This window comes from Neoaquamicrobium sediminum (assembly GCF_040970315.1).
Lineage (GTDB): Bacteria > Pseudomonadota > Alphaproteobacteria > Rhizobiales > Rhizobiaceae > Aerobium > Aerobium sediminum.
This window is the reverse complement of the sequence record NZ_JAZHFV010000004.1, coordinates 396,270-412,292: the sequence shown is the minus strand read 5'-3', so window position 1 is coordinate 412,292 and position 16,023 is coordinate 396,270. Positions and strand designations below refer to the sequence as shown.

Genomic DNA, 16,023 nt, shown 5'->3' with positions numbered 1-16,023 from the left:
CGGCGGAAGCCGAGGAACGCTACTACGCCATGCTGGAAGAACCAGCCATGGCCGCGTGACTCAAAAGAAACGGCCTCCGGCAAACCCGGGGCGGTTCACTTTCTTGAGATCTCGCTAGGCTGGACCGATGTGAGTTGGATCAACATGGCACAGCCGTCTAAACACGGCCTCAAGAAACCCGGTGAACGGTTGCTTGCCATCTTCCCTAAAAAACGAATGAATCATGCGAGCGAGTTTTATGTCGTCTCTGGATAACCGCGCCAACGCCCCTGCCACCGGCTCCAAGGAAAGCGCTTCCGTGCGCGAAAGACTGCCGGAATGGAATCTGGCGGACCTCTATCCCGCCATGGATGCGCCCGAGTTCAAGCGCGACCTCACGCAGGTCGCGGCCGATGCCGATGCCTTCGAGAAGCGCTGGAAAGGCAAGCTCGCCGTGGAAGCCGGCAAGGGTGCCGGCGGCGGGCTCGGTGCGGCCGTGCGTGAGTACGAGGCGCTCGAGGACCTGATGGGACGCATCGGCTCCTATGCAGGCCTGCTCTATGCCGGCGACACCTCCGATCCAGCCCGCGCCAAGCTTTACGGCGACGTGCAGGAGAAGCTGACGGACGCCAGCGCGCACATGCTGTTCTTCACACTGGAGCTCAACCTCGTCGATGACGCGCTGATCGAGGCCGCGCTGGATGCCGACCCGGTACTCGGCCACTACCGGCCCTGGGTGCTCGACCTGCGCAAGGACAAGCCGTTCCAGCTCGAAGACCGCATCGAGCAGCTATTCCATGAAAAGTCGATCACGGGCCGAGGCGCCTGGAACCGCCTGTTCGACGAGACGATGACCGCGCTGCGCTTCGACGTCGACGGCGAAAAGCTGGCGCTGGAACCGACGCTGAACAGGCTGCAGGACCCGGACGGCAAGGTGAGGCAGAAAGCCTCGGAAGCGCTCGCCGCGACCTTCCGCGAGAATCTGCGAACTTTCACGCTCATCACCAACACGCTGGCGAAGGACAAGGAAATCTCGGACCGCTGGCGCGGCTTCGAGGACATCGCCGATTCGCGCCATCTCGCCAATCGCGTCGAGCGTGAGGTGGTCGACGCGCTGGCAGCCGCCGTCAGGGAGGCCTATCCGCGCCTGTCGCACCGCTATTACGCCATGAAGGCGAAGTGGCTCGGCATGGACCAGATGAACCACTGGGACCGCAACGCGCCGCTGCCCGAAACGCCGCAGGCGGAGATCGGCTGGGCGGAAGCGAAGAACACGGTCCTGTCAGCCTATGGCCACTTCGACCCGAGAATGGCCGAGATCGCCGGCCAGTTCTTCGATAAGAACTGGATCGACGCGCCGGTTCGCCCGGGCAAGTCGCCGGGCGCTTTCGCGCACCCGACGGTGCCTTCCGCGCACCCCTATGTGCTTCTCAACTACATGGGCAAGCCGCGCGACGTGATGACGCTGGCGCACGAGCTGGGCCACGGCGTTCACCAGGTGCTCGCCGCACGCCAGGGCGCGCTGATGGCCTCGACCCCGCTGACGCTTGCAGAGACGGCATCCGTCTTCGGCGAGATGCTGACCTTCCGCTCGCTGCTCGACCGCACCAGGGACCGGCGCGAGCGCAAGGCGATGCTCGCCCAGAAGGTCGAGGACATGATCAACACGGTCGTGCGCCAGATCGCCTTCTACGAGTTCGAGCGCAAGCTTCACACCGAGCGCCGCAATGGCGAGCTGACCTCGGACCACATCGGCGAATTATGGCTGCAGGTGCAGACCGAGAGCCTGGGCCCGGCGATCCGGCTGCGAGAAGGATACGAAACCTTCTGGGCCTATATCCCGCACTTCATCCACTCGCCGTTCTATGTATACGCCTACGCTTTCGGCGACTGCCTCGTGAACTCGCTCTACGCCGTTTACCAGAACGCCGAGAGCGGCTTCCAGGAGAAGTATTTCGAGATGCTCAAGGCCGGCGGCACCAAGCATCATTCCGAGCTGCTGGCGCCCTTCGGCCTAGATGCGTCCGACCCGGCCTTCTGGGGCAAGGGCCTGTCGGTGATCGAAGCGCTGATCGACGAACTCGAAGCCATGGACGCCTGACGCGGGAGCGGCAGGCGCGGCGCGCGACGATGCATCCGCGACGAGGACTGGCTTACTTCCGGAACGACCTGGAAGGCCACGAGACATTGTTTGCCGAGCCGCGCGACATGATCGTCGCGTGGGACGCCAAGGAATTCCCGTCGGCACTCCATCTCGTCGAGCAAGCGCAGCGGGCGGGTCGGTGGCTGGCCGGATACATATCTTACGAAGCAGGCTATCTGCTCGACCCGGCACTTCGCGATTTCCTGCCGCCGGATCGCAAGTCGCCTCTCCTGTGCTTCGGCGTTTTTGACGGCCCCGCAGACCCGGCATCGCTCGAAAGCGGCGCGGCCAGCGACGAGTCCCCGCCGTTCATCGCCGAACCGCGCGCCACATGGACAGCGGCGCAATACCATCGACGCTTCGACAGGCTGCACCGGCACCTGCGCGAAGGCGATTGCTATCAGGCGAACCTCACCTTTCCCGTCGAGGCGCGCTGGGGCGGCGAGCCGCTGGCCCTCTTCCATTCGCTGATGGAGCGGCAGCCGGTGCGCTACGGCGCTTTCATCGATCTCGACGGTCCCGTGGTGCTGTCACGCTCGCCCGAACTTTTCTTCGAGGTTTCCGACGATCGCTGGATCGACGCGCTACCAATGAAGGGAACCGCGCCGCGCGGGCAAACACCCGAGGAGGACGAAGCACAGCGGACATTCCTGCGCAACGATCCGAAGAACCAGGCGGAAAACCGCATGATCGTCGACCTGCTGCGCAACGACATCTCGCGCATCAGCGAGGTGGGCACGCTGGACGTCCCCGAACTTTTCCTGGTCGAGACCTACCCGACGGTGCATCAGATGGTCAGTCGCGTTCATGCGCGCCTGCTGGAAGGCATCGGCTTTCGCGACATGCTGGGCGCGCTGTTTCCATGCGGTTCGATCACCGGCGCGCCCAAGATCAGCGCGATGAAGATCCTGCGCGCATTGGAAGACACGCCGCGCGACGTCTATTGCGGGGCAATCGGCTGGATCGCGCCGGCCGGCCGGATGCGCTTCAGCGTAGCCATCCGCACGATTTCGCTGTTTCCCGAAGGCCGCGCCGTGTTCAATGTCGGCGGCGGCGTCGTATTCGATTCCACCGCCGAGGGAGAATATGCCGAATGTCTGCTGAAAGGCCGCTTCGCTACGGGCGAGAAGCCGGCTTCCATTTGATTGAGACCATGCGGCGGGAGGCCGATGGCACGGTCCCCCGGCTGGAACTCCACCTCGCCCGGTTGAGTGCTTCGGCCGCCGCCTTGGGCTTTGCCTGCGACATCGGAAAAATTGCCGCGCAACTCGAAACCATCGAAGCCGCAGACCACCCGCTAAGGGTTCGCCTAGCACTATGGAAGGACGGTTCCAGCGATGTCGAAATCACACCCTTCGTTGCAGTCGATACGGACACCGTGTGGACGCTCCGACTTGCAGCTGAAAGGCTGAATTCGGCCGATCCTCTGCTGCGCCACAAGACATCGCGCCGCGCCGTCTATGACAGAGCACGGTCCGAGTTCTCACGCGCCGAGGCTGACGAGGTCCTGCTCCTGAATGAAAAGGGAGAGCTCTGCGAGGGCACCATCACCACTTTGTTTGCCAGGGTCGATGACGGCCCGCTGGTCACGCCGCCGCTCGAATGCGGCCTGCTGACCGGTGTCCTGCGGGCTGAGTTGATCGCGCTGGGGCTGGCGCGGGAGCACGTGTTGACGCCAGAAGATGCTTTCTCCGCCCGGGAATTGTTCGTCGGCAATTCACTGAGGGGGCTTGTTCCGGCGCGTCTGGACGCGAAAATGCGGGCATGACTTTTGCCCACACTCCATATGATGGCTCCTCGCAGCCCTTCACGATCGGCCTGAAGCCCCTCGATCCTGCCGCATGGCTCGACGTCGACGCACACTACGGGCCGTATCTGGCGGAAAAGCAGCGTCTCTTCTCCGAGCGGCCGGACGACGTATTCGCGGCGGAGGCTGATACGCGCGAGGCTCAGCAGGAGGTTGCCGAGCTAGTCGCGGCACACATGGACGCGCATTTTCCGCAGCTCGGGCTTCCTGCACTCGACCCCGCCGACCCGCCCCTCAAAGCCGCCTCGCTCATGGTGCAGGAAGATCTGGTGCTGATGCGCAAGGGCGAGGATGGCTGGCGGCTCGCGGCAGCATCGCTCTGTTTTCCCTCGTCGTGGTCGCTCGCGGAGAAATTCGGACGGCCACTGGCCGACGTCCATGAGCCGGTGCCGCGTTTCGGCCGCGACACCCGCAACGCGGAACTGATCGAACGCATGTTCGACAAGCTGCAAGGTCAGGTCGTGCTGCGCTGGAACTGGTCGCTGCAGAACAATCCGGCGCTCTACCACCCGCTATCGAATGCCGAGCGCGAAGTGCGGGCAAGCGATAGTCCGACGCGCTTCAGCGAACTGGACCCTGCCGCCAGCGCCTTCATACGCGTCGAACGTCAGACGCTCCGCAAGCTTCCCCGGTCGGGTGACATCCTGTTTACGATCCGCATCTTTCTCGACCCGATGAAGCGATTGAGCGAACATCCAGACAGAAAACGCCTCGCCGGCTCCTTTGCCGATCAACTGGCAGGTCTTGACCCGGAACAGCTTGAATACAAGGGGCTCAGCGCCGAGCGGGACCGGCTGGCAGCGGCGCTGCGGGCCATTGCGGAGCGCGAAGCGGGAACGCATGCAACGTAGCCGTGTTGATTGTGTCATGGTTCCGTGATTAAGGCCGAACCATCGCTTTCAGTCTGGAGTTCCCCGCAATGGCAGATGCCGCCCCGCCTATCTACGGTGAAATCACCGGCCCGATCGTCATCATCGGATTTGGTTCGATCGGTCAGGGCACGCTGCCCCTGATCGAACGGCACTTCCGCTACGATCCTTCGCGGCTGGTGGTGGTGGAGCCGCGGGAAAGTGCCGCCGACGCAAAGATCATGGCGCAGTACGGCGCACGTCATGTCGCAGCACATGTCACGCAGGAAAACTACCGGGAATTGCTCACCCCACTGCTGACGGCCGGAGAAGGTCAGGGTTTCTGCGTGAACCTGTCGGTCGATACCGGGTCGCTCGACCTCGTGCGGCTCTGCCGGGAACTGGGTGTCCTCTATATCGACACGGTAGTGGAGCCGTGGCTCGGCTTCTACTTCGACCGTGACGCCGACAACGCCTCGCGCACCAACTATGCGTTGCGGGAAACAATGCGGGCGGAGAAGCGCAATTCGCCCGGCGGCACCACGGCGATCTCATGCTGCGGCGCCAATCCCGGCATGGTCTCATGGTTCGTCAAGCAGGCACTGCTCAATCTCGCCAAAGACCTGGGTCTCGATTTCCAGGAGCCACCCACCGGCGACCGCGAAGGCTGGGCGCGCCTTATGCACTCGGCTGGCGTCAAGGGCGTGCACATCGCCGAGCGTGATACCCAGCGCGCGAAGGACCCCAAGCCCTTGAACGCGTTCTGGAACACCTGGTCGGTCGAAGGATTTATCGCCGAAGGTCTGCAGCCGGCCGAACTGGGCTGGGGCACGCACGAGAAGTGGATGCCCGCGAACGCGAAGCAGCACGCGGACGGCAGCGCCGCTGCGATCTATCTGGAGCAGCCGGGCGCCAACACGCGCGTGCGCAGCTGGTGCCCCACACCCGGCCCGCAATACGGCTTCCTGGTCACCCACAACGAGGCGATTTCCATCGCCGACTATTTCACGGTGTGTGGTGAGGACGGCGTGCCCGTCTTCCGCCCCACCTGTCACTACGCCTACCATCCCTGCAACGACGCGGTGCTGTCGCTGCATGAGATGTTCGGCGCAGAGGGCAAGGCCCAGCCGGTGCAGCATGTCCTCGACGAGTTCGAGCTGGTCGACGGCGTCGACGAGCTGGGCGTGCTGCTCTACGGCCATGACCGCAATGCCTACTGGTATGGCTCGCAGCTTTCGCTCGACGACGCGCGGCAACTGGCGCCCTACCAGAATGCGACCGGACTTCAGGTTTCCTCGGCGGTGCTCGCGGGCATGGTCTGGGCGCTGGAAAATCCGGAGGCGGGTATCGTCGAGACCGACGAGATAGACTATCGGCGCTGTCTTGAGGTTCAGATCCCCTATCTCGGGCCTGTTAAAGGCTATTACACGGACTGGACGCCCATCGACGGCCGGCCGGGTCTCTTCCCGGAAGACATCGATACGGCCGATCCCTGGCAATTCCGCAACATTCTTGTTCGTTAAGCGTTGTGCGGACAGCGCGCCAGCGCGCCAACCTTGCTTTCGCCCACAAAAACGGCGATTGAGAATCCAGTCGTACCGAAAAAAGGACAGTCGGCATGATGAATGCGGTCAAATTTCGCGCAGTCGCCGCGGTGGTAACTGTGATCGCTCTGGCAGGTTGCCAGAGCATGGGTGAGCCGCAAAGGCGCGACCGGCCCGTTGGCCCGTCTGCCATGCAGACCGGCTTCGAGGGCGAATGGGTCAGCACCGACGGCGTGGCAATGTCGCGCTTCACTGCCGGCAGGTTCGAAACGCTTGCAACCGACACCGGTAACAAGCTCGCCGAAGGCAATTATTCGCAGATCGACGCGTCGACGGTGTCGATCTCGGTAACGTCGCTCATCAGGCAGACGACGACCCAGGTCAATTGCGCAATGGTGAGCCAGACGCAGCTCAACTGCACCGGCTCGACCGGCCAGCAGTTTTCGCTGATACGCCGCGGCGCAGCCGCCTGAGGCACACGCCTCACCTGACAGCACGACTTTCCATGGGAAGGGCGGATGCATCGCATCCGCCCACCTTGCGCGTATGGCGATCCCCCTGCGATAAGGCATCTGAAAAGGATGCCGGAGGCTGAGGGAGGAACGATGGCCGCCTATTTCGATGATCGCGAGCAGCGAAGCCCGGACGAACGCGAGAAAGACCTTTTCGCACGCTTGCCGGAGTTTCTGGCTGCCTCGATACGCGATGTTCCCGGCCTCGCACGGTGGCTTGAAGGGATCGACCCCGCTACGGTGACCTCCCGTTCCGCCCTCGCCTCGCTGCCGGTGCTGCGCAAGGCCGAGCTGATGGCGATGCAGGCGCGGAAGCCGCCATTCGGCGATTTCGTCAATCTGGCTCATCTGCAGGGCAGCCGGGTTTTCATGTCGCCGGGCCCCATCTGGGAGCCGCAGGGACTGGAGAAGGATTCCGGCCACTCGGCGCGGGCCATGTTCGCCGCCGGCATTCGGCCGGGCGACATCATGCACAACGCGTTTTCGTATCACATGACGCCCGGCGGCTTCATCATCGACGAAGGTGCACGGGCGCTGGGCTGCACGGTCTTCGCGGCAGGCACCGGCAACACCGACATGCAGGTCGAGGCTGCCGCGGCGCTCAAGCCAGGCGTCTATGGCGGCACGCCGGATTTTCTCAAGGTGATGCTCGACCGCGCCGCCGAGACCGGCAAGGACATCTCCTCGTTCCGGCTCGGCCTCGTTTCGGGAGGCGCACTGTTCCCGTCCCTGCGCCAGGAATACCTTTCGCGCGGAATCCGGGTTTATCAATGCTATGCCACCGCCGAATTCGGCGTCATCGCCTACGAGAGCGCGGCCGAGGACGGTTCGCCAAATCCGGGCATAATCGTCAACGAGGACCTGATCGTGGAGATCGTCCGCCCCGGAACCGGCGACCCGGTGCCGGAGGGCGAAGTCGGTGAACTTGTGGTCACCAGCCTCAACCCCGCCTATCCGCTGGTGCGGCTTGGCACAGGCGACCTCTCCGCTATCATGCCCGGCCAGTCGCCCTGCGGACGTACGGGACAGCGCCTCAAGGGCTGGATGGGCCGCGCGGACCAGCGCACCAAGGTGAAGGGCATGTTCGTGGACCCGAAGCAGATCGCCGAGGTGGTGGCCCGTCACCGCGAGGTCGCGCGGGCACGGCTGGTGGTGATACGCGACGGCGCGCGCGATGCGATGACGCTGCATGTGGAGGCCACGCCAGGCGCCTCGCCCGACGCATCCGCCATCGAGACGTCGCTGCGCGAGATCACCAAGCTTGGCGGCGCGGTGCATCTGGCAGAACCCGGCTCGCTTCCCAACGACGGCAAGGTGATCGCCGACGAGCGGGACTACGCGAACTGACACCGGCAAGGTGCGTCAAGCGGGCATATTGCAATGCCTCACGTAATGCCTAGCTTCCGGCCACCTGCAAGGAGTGACTGAAATGGGCGTCGGCGCAACTGCAACGGGTAACGCAAAGGCGACGGTATCGCTGCCGGAAGGACATCCGCCGGTGAGGACGGGACGCATCGGCGTCCTGCTGACCAATCTCGGAACACCGGACGGCACCGACTACTGGTCGATGTGGAGATACCTGCGCGAGTTCCTGTCCGATACACGCGTCATCGAACTGAACAAGGCGATCTGGTATCCGATCCTATACGGCGCGGTGCTCACCACGAGGCCGCAGAAGGCGGGCGCGAACTACGAGAAGATCTGGAACCGCGACAAGGACGAATCGCCCCTGCGCACCATCACCCACGGTCAGGCGGAACGCCTTGCAGAAGCCTTCGCCGACGAGCCTCGCATAACCGTCGAATGGGGCATGCGCTACGGCAATCCGTCGATCGCGAGCGCGGTCGAGCGCTTGACCGCGCAAGGCTGCGACAGGATCGTGATGTTCCCGCTCTACCCGCAGTTTTCGGCGACGACGACGGCGACGGCCAATGACCAGCTCTACCGGGCGCTGATGAAGATAAGGCACATGCCGACCGTGCGCTCCGTGCCGCCCTACTACGACGATCCCGCCTATATCGAAGCGCTCGCGCAGTCGATCGAGACGCACCTTGCCGGGCTCGATTTCGAACCCGAGGTCGTGCTTGCGTCGTACCACGGCATCCCGAAGGCCTATTTCGAGAAGGGCGATCCGTATCACTGCCACTGCCAGAAAACCACGCGACTCCTGCGCGAGCGGCTGGGCTGGGACGACAAGCGGCTGCGGACGACCTTTCAGTCGCTGTTCGGCAAGGCGGAATGGCTGAAACCGTACACCGACAAAACGGTCGAGGCCCTTGCAAAAGACGGCGTGAAGTCGATCGCCATCATCAATCCGGGCTTTTCGGCCGATTGTATCGAGACGCTGGAGGAGATCGACGGCGAGGTGCGCGAGGTCTTCATGCATGCCGGCGGCCAGAACTTCTCCCACATACCCTGCCTCAACGACAGCGACGCCGGCATGGCCATGCTGGAAACGCTCGTTAGGCGGGAGCTGGCGGGCTGGCTCTGACATTGTAACGGTGCGCAAACGGCCTTAAGTCTTTTTGGCGACATTCTGCGGCGCGTAGCGTCGGCGCGGGCAACACGATGGAGGGCTTGATGCCGTTTTCTGGGTTCGACATTCTCATTCCGGTTCTTGTCGTCCTCGTCCTGTTCCTCATCTTTGCGGGGATCAAGACGGTGCCGCAGGGCTACAACTATACGGTCGAGCGCTTCGGCCGCTACACCAAGACCCTGTCGCCCGGCCTCAACATCATCGTGCCGTTCATCGATCGCGTCGGTGCGAAGATGAACATGATGGAACAGGTGCTCGATGTGCCGACGCAGGAGGTCATCACCCGCGACAACGCCATCGTCGCCGTCGACGGCGTTGCCTTCTACCAGGTCCTGAGCGCCGCGCAGGCGGCCTATCAGGTCTCCGGTCTGGAGAATGCCATCCTCAACCTGACCATGACCAACATCCGCTCCGTCATGGGTTCGATGGATCTGGACGAGCTACTCTCCAACCGCGACGCGATCAACGACAGGCTGCTTAGGATTGTCGACGAGGCGGCCCAGCCCTGGGGCATCAAGATGACCCGCGTGGAGATCAAGGACATCAACCCGCCCGCCAACCTGGTCGAATCGATGGCCCGCCAGATGATGGCGGAACGCAACAAGCGCGCCCAGATTCTCGAGGCAGAGGGCCTGAAGCAGGCGCAGGTGCTTGAGGCCGAAGGCCGCCGCGAAGCCGCTTTCCGCGACGCCGAGGCCCGCGAGCGCGCGGCTGAGGCAGAGGCCCGTGCGACGCAGGTCGTTTCCGAAGCCATCGCCAAGGGCGACGTACAGGCGATCAACTACTTCGTGGCCCAGAAATACACCGAGGCAATGGCGAAGATAGGCTCTGCCACCAACAGCAAGGTGGTACTGATGCCGCTTGAGGCGTCGTCGCTGATCGGCTCGCTTGGCGGCATCGGTGCAATCGCGAAGGAAGTATTCGGCGAGGACGGTCAGCCGGTCCGACCGCGCCACTCCACCGCCCGCACGCCGAGCGTCACGCCCGACCAGCCGGCCTGACGTCTGCGAAAGGCCCGCCCATGATCATGCAATGGTTGACCGACCTCGGCCCCTGGAACTGGATGGTGCTGGGCGCCGTGCTGCTGACGCTCGAGATCGTTGCGCCCGGCGCCTATCTGCTGTGGCTGGGCATTGCCGCGATTCTCACCGGCACGCTTTCCCTGCAGCTATGGGACGCAGCGATCTGGGTCTGGCAGGTGCAGGTGCTCGTGTTCCTCGGCCTGTCTATCGCTTCGGTGCTCGTCGGCCGGCGCTTTTTCTCGAACAGGAACCAGGACGACACCGATCAGCCGCTGCTCAACCAGCGTGAACGCCAGCTCGTCGGGCGCACCGCGACGCTTGAGGAAGCAATCACCAACGGATACGGCCGGGTGCGGCTGGGCGACACGCTGTGGCGGGTTACCGGACCCGACCTGCCGGTCGGCACCCGCGTGCGGGTGGTCTCCGCCGAAAACGGCGAATTGAGGGTAGAGCAGGCCTAGGCCGCGCCGATCCGCAACAGATCGTGCATGTGAACCAGCCCGACAGGCTTGCGATCCTCGACGACGATCACCGAGGTGATCGAGGACGCGTTGACCAGTTGCAGCACCGCGCCCGCCAGAGCATCCGCCTCCACGCACCGGGGCTGGCGGGTCATGATGTCGTCCACCGTCATCGCCATCATGTTCGTGTCGATGTGGCGCCGCAGGTCGCCGTCGGTGACGATTCCTTCGAGCGCGCCGTCGGCGCCCACCACCGCAACGCAGCCGAAGCCCTTGCGCGAGATTTCAAGCACCGCATCACGCACGCTCGTTCCGGTCGCGACGACCGGCAGCTCCTCGCCGCGATGCATGATCTCGCCCACCTTGACCAGGCTGGCTCCCAGCTTGCCGCCGGGATGGAAGGTACGGAAATGATCCGGTGTAAACCCCCTCGCCTCCAGCAAGGCCACCGCAAGCGCATCGCCGATGACCAGCTGCATGACGGTCGAGGTCGTCGGTGCCAGACCGTGCGGGCATGCTTCGGCAACCTTCGGCAATGCGAGCACCACGCTTGCCTGTCGCGCCAGAGCTGAATCGAGCCCCGCAGTGATTGCGATCAGCGGGATCGCGAAGCGGCTCGCATAGGCGACGATGCCTTTCAGTTCCGACGTTTCGCCGGACCATGACATGGCGATGATCGCGTCGTCCGGCGCGATCATGCCGAGATCGCCGTGATTGGCTTCGGCTGGATGGACGAAAAAGGCCGGCGTGCCGGTGGAGGCGAGCGTTGCCGCGATCTTCGATCCGATGTGGCCGCTCTTGCCGACGCCGGTGACGATGACGCGGCCGGTGATGCCCCCGATCATGTCGACGGCCGTGGCGAAAGGCTCGCCGAGGCCGTTTTCCAGCGAGGCGGCAAGCGCGTCCAGCCCGTTCATCTCGGTGCGCAGGGTGCGCAGCGCCGAGGCGATCGCCAACGCCCTGTCGACCGGTGCGGTAATGGCTTTTCTCTGCATGGCAAGCGCTTAGCGCTTCCGCCGCGCCGTGTCCATCGGCAGTGCCGTCGCGGACCCCGTTCCCCTCCGAAATCAATCATCCGTTAACCAACGCTGTTTACGGTTCGGTAAACCTCGGCGCGCTCCGCGCCGCACCGATCGGGCGACGATGGCACCACTTCCGCCGCATCATAGAAGGACGCGCAGCTTTGGCGCGCTCACGCTGGCAGCAGCCGGCGCGGTCCTTGTTTGCGGCGAGGCTTCGGCGCAGATGGAACCCGGCCTGCGCGGGCCGGTGCTCGAGCGCAGCATTACCGACGATCTGATCGACGGGCAGGCGCGCCGCGACGAGCAGTCCCTGCTCGGTTCCCGGACAGCGCTCGATACGGACATACTGGACGCCCGGCCCTATACGCCGAGCAGCGCCGGCGCGCTGGCAGACGAAGAAGAAGCCGTGTCCGATGCGGCGGCCGCCCAGCCAAGGCAAGGTGCGCTGACCGACAATGCACTCGACGATCCGGCATCCGCGGTGGAACCGATCGGCCGCGCTCAGACGGCGGCAACCCTCAATCAACAGAGGGCTGCAGCCGCCGATGCCAACGAGGCCGATCTCGTCACCGGGACGGTGCGAACGCCGCGGGCCGGCGCGCTCGACGACGTCGACACGGGTCGAGCCGCTGCCGACAGCACCCGCACCGGCGCCATCGAAGGCCTCACGCGCACGCCTGACGAAAACCCCTATGCTCCGTTGGGCCTGCGGCTCGGAACCTTCATTGTCACGCCAACCCTGGAACAGGGCATCGGCTGGACATCGAATGCCAATCTGAGCCCCGATGGAGAAGGCTCGACCTTTTCCGAGACGGCCCTGCGCCTCAACGCCATCTCGGACTGGGCCCGCCACAGCGCGACGATCGACGCCGACGTCTCTTATCGCAAATCACTCTCCGGTCAGGAAATCTCCGAGATCGAGGGCGGCATCGCAGGCCAGCTGCGATTGGACCTTGCTGACCGCTGGAGTGCTTTTGTCGGCGGCGGCTACCGGGTGCGGCCGGAATCGGCTTCATCGCCGGAGACGATCGAGGACGCCGTCTCGCGACCGACACGGCACACCTTCACCGGTAATGCGGGCGTAGAACGGGATCTCGGCCCGCTTCGCCTGCGGCTGGCCGGTGACGTTATCCGGGAAACCTACGGAGACGCCGAGCTATCGGGCGGAGGAACGCTGCCGCAGGACGACCGCGACACGACGCTGGCGCTGGTGCGGATGCGCGCCGGCTATGAACTATCGCCGGCGCTGCGGCCCTTCGTAGAAGCTGAGATCGGACGGCGCTCCTATGACGAGGAATTCGACCGCAATGGCTACCGGCGCTCGGCCGACCGATACGGCGTACGCGCCGGCGTGGAAGTCGACATTCAGGAGAAGCTGCGCGGCGAGATTTCGGCTGGATGGGTGAGCGAAAACCCGGAAGACGAGCGCCTGCCGACGATGTCCGGGCTGTCGCTCGCCGCCAATCTCGCCTGGTCGCCGGTGCGCGGAACGACGGTGGCGCTCGACGCCTCGACTGAGGTAGAGGGTTCGACGATTCCCGGCAAGACCGGCTCGCTCTACCACTCGGCCAGCCTTTCGGTGAGCCGCGAATTGCGGCAAAACCTGACCGGCAGCGTTCTCGCCGGTATCGGCTGGCGCGACTATTTCGGCCATGACGAAAGCGATCTCGTGCTGCGCGGCGAAGCAAGCCTGACCTGGTGGCTGAACCGATACGCCGGCATCACCGGCCGTGCCAGCCACGAGGTCCAGCGTGGAACGCTACCCGACCGCGACTATGACGAGACGCGGGTCTATCTCGGCATGACGTTCCAGCGCTGAGTTTTTCAGCCGCCCTGCTTGCTGCGCAGGCGCTCCACCACGTCGACCACCACGTCGCGCAAATTGCCCTGCTGAAACGCAAAGGCGATGTTTGCCTCCACGAAGCCTTCTGGCGAGCCGCAATCGTAGGTCTCGCCCTGATAGTGGTAGCCGAACAACTTCTGTTGCTCGCCAAGTTTCTTCATGGCGTCGGTAAGCTGGATCTCGCCGCCGGCACCGCGCTCCTGGTGCTCCAGAATGTCGAAGATTTCCGGCTGCAGGATATAGCGGCCGTTGATGTAAAAGTTTGACGGCGCGGTGCCCTTCGCGGGCTTCTCGACCATTTCCGTGATCTCGAAACCGGTATGCGCTTCGGCACCTTTGCCGACGATGCCGTATTTATGCGCCTCTTCCGGGTCGCACTCCTGCACGGCGATGATGTTGTCCCCGGTGTGCCCGTAAAGCTCGACCATGCCTTTCAGGCAGCTCGTTTCCGATTGCATGATCATGTCTGGCAGCAAGAGCGCGAACGGCTCATTGCCGACGAGGTCACGAGCGCACCAGACAGCGTGGCCGAGCCCCATCGGCACCTGCTGACGGGTGTAGCTGGTCTGCCCCGGCTTGGGCTGGAGGGCTCGCAGCTTTTCGAGCTGGTCCAGCTTCCCTCTCTGCTCGAGCGTGTCGTAGAGCTCGAACTGGATATCGAAGTGATCCTCGATCACGGTCTTGTTACGACCGGTGACGAAGATGAAATGCTCGATGCCCGCCTCGCGCGCCTCATCGACCACGTATTGGATAACCGGGCGGTCGACGACAGTCAGCATCTCCTTTGGTACCGCCTTGGTTGCGGGCAGGAAACGGGTCCCCAGTCCGGCTACGGGAAACACGGCTTTTCTTACTTCTCTCATCTGCGCTCTGTTCCGTTGTTGGGGCGGCGACACTTTCCGCCGCGACACTTTCATGCCGAGATTGAAGTTTATTGAATCGATTGTGCTGCGGGGAGTGTCACGCCTGTCGCTGTAGGCCTTCAAAAATGCCTATGGTAAACTTTTTCCTAACCCGAATGGTCGATGAATGGTTCCCTGAATGCAACATGCAATTGGAGACATGCAGATGGCCAAGACGACGGCAGGGCGTTTCTCGTCATTCCTCAGGGCTACTGGCGTAGCGATCGCGCTTGCGGCAGCCGCGCAGGCAACGCCGGCCTTTGCCGACGCCCAGTTCCAGCGTTGGGTCGGCCAGTTCCGTGCGACGGCAACCAGCAACGGCGTTTCCGGTGCGATCTTCGACCGGGCTTTCGCCGGCGTGACGTCACCCGACCCGGAGGTTCTGGAGCTCGCGCGCAACCAGCCCGAATTCAACGCGCCTGTCTGGCAGTATTTCGACAACCAGATCACCGACGAATCCGTCGGCAACGGCCGCCGGATGGCCCAGCAGCATCGCCGCACGCTCGATGCCGTGGAGCAGCGCTTCGGCGTTGACCGGAACATTGTGCTGGCGATCTGGTCGATCGAGTCGCGCTACGGCGAGGCGCTGAACAACCCGCGCATCGTACGCAACATCGTAAGGTCGCTGTCGACGCTTGCCTATGCGGACCGCCGGCGCCAGAAATTCGCGCGTTCGCAGTTGATCGCAGCGTTGAAGATCCTCCAGAACGGCGACGTGGACGTGAGCCACCTCACCGGGTCCTGGGCCGGCGCGATGGGCCACACCCAGTTCATTCCGACCAGCTATCAGACATGGGCGGTCGACATGGACGGTAACGGCAAGCGCGACATCTGGAACTCCGTTCCCGATGCGCTTGGCTCGGCCGCAAACCTGCTGCGCCAGAACGGTTGGCGCCCCGGCCACGCATGGGGCTATGAGGTCGTTCTGCCGCAAGGGCGCAAGTTCCCCGCAGGCAGGATGACGCTGGCGCAATGGCAGGCCATCGGCGTGGTTCGTGCCAATGGTCAGGCATACCCCCGCGCAAACGACCAGGCGGAGCTGAAGGTGCTCGAAGGGCGCGACGGACCCGCCTTCCTCGTGCTGCACAACTTCAACATGCTCAAGCGCTACAACAACTCGGACCGCTACGCGCTCGCCGTCGGCCTGCTTGCCGACCAGATCGCAGGCCACGGCCAGCTTTCGCGCGACTGGAACCGGCCCTTCACCCGCCTCAGCTTCAACGAGACGCAGGAGCTGCAGAAGCGTCTTTCGGCACATGGCTATTATGATGGCGAAATCGATGGCAGGATCGGCCCCGCCTCGCGCGAAGCGATCAAGGCCTTGCAGGGCCGCATGGGCATGTCGCCCGACGGTCATCCGAGCAAGGAACTGCTGACGCGGCTGCGCGGTCAATAACCGGAGTA

General features: G+C 63.9%; 15 protein-coding genes. 13 read left to right on the top strand and 2 right to left on the bottom strand.

Going from position 1 to position 16,023, the window contains the following annotated elements:
• From V1479_RS15140 to V1479_RS15090, 11 genes are all read left to right on the top strand, one after another.
• On the top strand, positions 1-255 hold a 255-nt coding region (locus tag V1479_RS15140; RefSeq protein WP_368803640.1), incomplete at its 5' end, for a hypothetical protein.
• Complete coding sequence (locus V1479_RS15135) at positions 239-2,080, top strand: M3 family oligoendopeptidase (RefSeq protein ID WP_368803639.1); 1,842 nt, start codon at positions 239-241, stop codon at positions 2,078-2,080. The genes V1479_RS15140 and V1479_RS15135, both read left to right, overlap by 17 nt.
• A 29-nt stretch (positions 2,081-2,109) precedes the next feature.
• Positions 2,110-3,267, top strand: a complete 1,158-nt coding sequence (locus tag V1479_RS15130; RefSeq protein WP_368803638.1) for an aminodeoxychorismate synthase component I — start codon at positions 2,110-2,112, stop codon at positions 3,265-3,267.
• Entirely contained in the window at positions 3,216-3,890 is a 675-nt protein-coding gene (locus V1479_RS15125; RefSeq protein ID WP_368803637.1) for an aminotransferase class IV family protein, read from the top strand. The genes V1479_RS15130 and V1479_RS15125 overlap by 52 nt, the downstream gene beginning before the upstream one ends.
• Positions 3,887-4,780, top strand: a complete 894-nt coding sequence (locus V1479_RS15120) for a heme-dependent oxidative N-demethylase family protein (protein ID WP_368803636.1) — start codon at positions 3,887-3,889, stop codon at positions 4,778-4,780. Before V1479_RS15125 ends, V1479_RS15120 begins: the two co-directional genes overlap by 4 nt.
• 68 nt (positions 4,781-4,848) lie before the next feature.
• Complete coding sequence (locus V1479_RS15115; RefSeq protein ID WP_368803635.1) at positions 4,849-6,300, top strand: homospermidine synthase; 1,452 nt, start codon at positions 4,849-4,851, stop codon at positions 6,298-6,300.
• Between the two features lie 95 nt (positions 6,301-6,395).
• Positions 6,396-6,794: an outer membrane lipoprotein Omp10 gene (gene omp10 / locus V1479_RS15110; protein WP_368803634.1), complete on the top strand. Its 399-nt coding sequence runs from the start codon at positions 6,396-6,398 to the stop codon at positions 6,792-6,794.
• Positions 6,795-6,926: 132 nt separating this feature from the next.
• Complete coding sequence (locus tag V1479_RS15105) at positions 6,927-8,180, top strand: phenylacetate--CoA ligase family protein (protein ID WP_368803633.1); 1,254 nt, start codon at positions 6,927-6,929, stop codon at positions 8,178-8,180.
• 82 nt (positions 8,181-8,262) lie between these two features.
• A complete protein-coding gene (hemH, locus tag V1479_RS15100; protein ID WP_368803632.1) occupies positions 8,263-9,324 on the top strand; it encodes a ferrochelatase in 1,062 nt (353 codons plus the stop codon).
• An 89-nt stretch (positions 9,325-9,413) separates the two neighbouring features.
• The gene (locus tag V1479_RS15095; protein WP_368803631.1) at positions 9,414-10,370 is read left to right on the top strand and encodes an SPFH domain-containing protein; all 957 of its coding nucleotides are present in this window, start codon (positions 9,414-9,416) and stop codon (positions 10,368-10,370) included.
• Between the two features lie 20 nt (positions 10,371-10,390).
• Positions 10,391-10,852 (top strand): NfeD family protein, encoded by a 462-nt coding sequence (locus V1479_RS15090; protein ID WP_368803630.1) that lies wholly within the window; start codon positions 10,391-10,393, stop codon positions 10,850-10,852.
• Here V1479_RS15090 and V1479_RS15085 read toward each other — a convergent pair.
• Positions 10,849-11,847 (bottom strand): KpsF/GutQ family sugar-phosphate isomerase, encoded by a 999-nt coding sequence (locus V1479_RS15085; protein WP_368803629.1) that lies wholly within the window; start codon positions 11,845-11,847, stop codon positions 10,849-10,851. The genes V1479_RS15090 and V1479_RS15085 overlap by 4 nt on opposite strands.
• Before the next feature lie 148 nt (positions 11,848-11,995).
• Between V1479_RS15085 and V1479_RS15080 the strand changes: the two genes are divergently transcribed.
• Positions 11,996-13,693, top strand: coding sequence for an outer membrane beta-barrel protein (locus V1479_RS15080; protein ID WP_368803628.1), 1,698 nt, complete (start codon positions 11,996-11,998; stop codon positions 13,691-13,693).
• 5 nt (positions 13,694-13,698) lie between these two features.
• On the opposite strand, the gene galU is transcribed toward V1479_RS15080, so the two are convergent.
• Positions 13,699-14,580, bottom strand: coding sequence for a UTP--glucose-1-phosphate uridylyltransferase GalU (gene galU / locus V1479_RS15075; RefSeq protein WP_173193250.1), 882 nt, complete (start codon positions 14,578-14,580; stop codon positions 13,699-13,701).
• A 205-nt stretch (positions 14,581-14,785) separates the two neighbouring features.
• On the opposite strand from galU, the gene V1479_RS15070 reads away from it, so the two are divergent.
• Positions 14,786-16,015 carry a lytic murein transglycosylase gene (locus V1479_RS15070; protein WP_368803627.1) on the top strand — a complete coding sequence of 410 codons (1,230 nt, stop codon included), beginning with the start codon at positions 14,786-14,788 and terminating at the stop codon, positions 16,013-16,015.
• The last annotated feature ends 8 nt before the right edge of the window (positions 16,016-16,023 follow it).

What these genes read in the sequence shown, in the direction of transcription:
- V1479_RS15135 (WP_368803639.1), top strand. Translation starts at nt 239, where the DNA reads ATGTCGTCTCTGGATAACCGCGCCAACGCCCCTGCCACCGGCTCCAAG.
- V1479_RS15130 (WP_368803638.1), top strand. Translation starts at nt 2,110, where the DNA reads ATGCATCCGCGACGAGGACTGGCTTACTTCCGGAACGACCTGGAAGGC.
- V1479_RS15125 (WP_368803637.1), top strand. Translation starts at nt 3,216, where the DNA reads ATGTCTGCTGAAAGGCCGCTTCGCTACGGGCGAGAAGCCGGCTTCCAT.
- V1479_RS15120 (WP_368803636.1), top strand. Translation starts at nt 3,887, where the DNA reads ATGACTTTTGCCCACACTCCATATGATGGCTCCTCGCAGCCCTTCACG.
- V1479_RS15115 (WP_368803635.1), top strand. Translation starts at nt 4,849, where the DNA reads ATGGCAGATGCCGCCCCGCCTATCTACGGTGAAATCACCGGCCCGATC.
- omp10 (WP_368803634.1), top strand. Translation starts at nt 6,396, where the DNA reads ATGATGAATGCGGTCAAATTTCGCGCAGTCGCCGCGGTGGTAACTGTG.
- V1479_RS15105 (WP_368803633.1), top strand. Translation starts at nt 6,927, where the DNA reads ATGGCCGCCTATTTCGATGATCGCGAGCAGCGAAGCCCGGACGAACGC.
- hemH (WP_368803632.1), top strand. Translation starts at nt 8,263, where the DNA reads ATGGGCGTCGGCGCAACTGCAACGGGTAACGCAAAGGCGACGGTATCG.
- V1479_RS15095 (WP_368803631.1), top strand. Translation starts at nt 9,414, where the DNA reads ATGCCGTTTTCTGGGTTCGACATTCTCATTCCGGTTCTTGTCGTCCTC.
- V1479_RS15090 (WP_368803630.1), top strand. Translation starts at nt 10,391, where the DNA reads ATGATCATGCAATGGTTGACCGACCTCGGCCCCTGGAACTGGATGGTG.
- V1479_RS15085 (WP_368803629.1), bottom strand. Translation starts at nt 11,847, where the DNA reads ATGCAGAGAAAAGCCATTACCGCACCGGTCGACAGGGCGTTGGCGATC.
- V1479_RS15080 (WP_368803628.1), top strand. Translation starts at nt 11,996, where the DNA reads ATGGCACCACTTCCGCCGCATCATAGAAGGACGCGCAGCTTTGGCGCG.
- galU (WP_173193250.1), bottom strand. Translation starts at nt 14,580, where the DNA reads ATGAGAGAAGTAAGAAAAGCCGTGTTTCCCGTAGCCGGACTGGGGACC.
- V1479_RS15070 (WP_368803627.1), top strand. Translation starts at nt 14,786, where the DNA reads ATGGCCAAGACGACGGCAGGGCGTTTCTCGTCATTCCTCAGGGCTACT.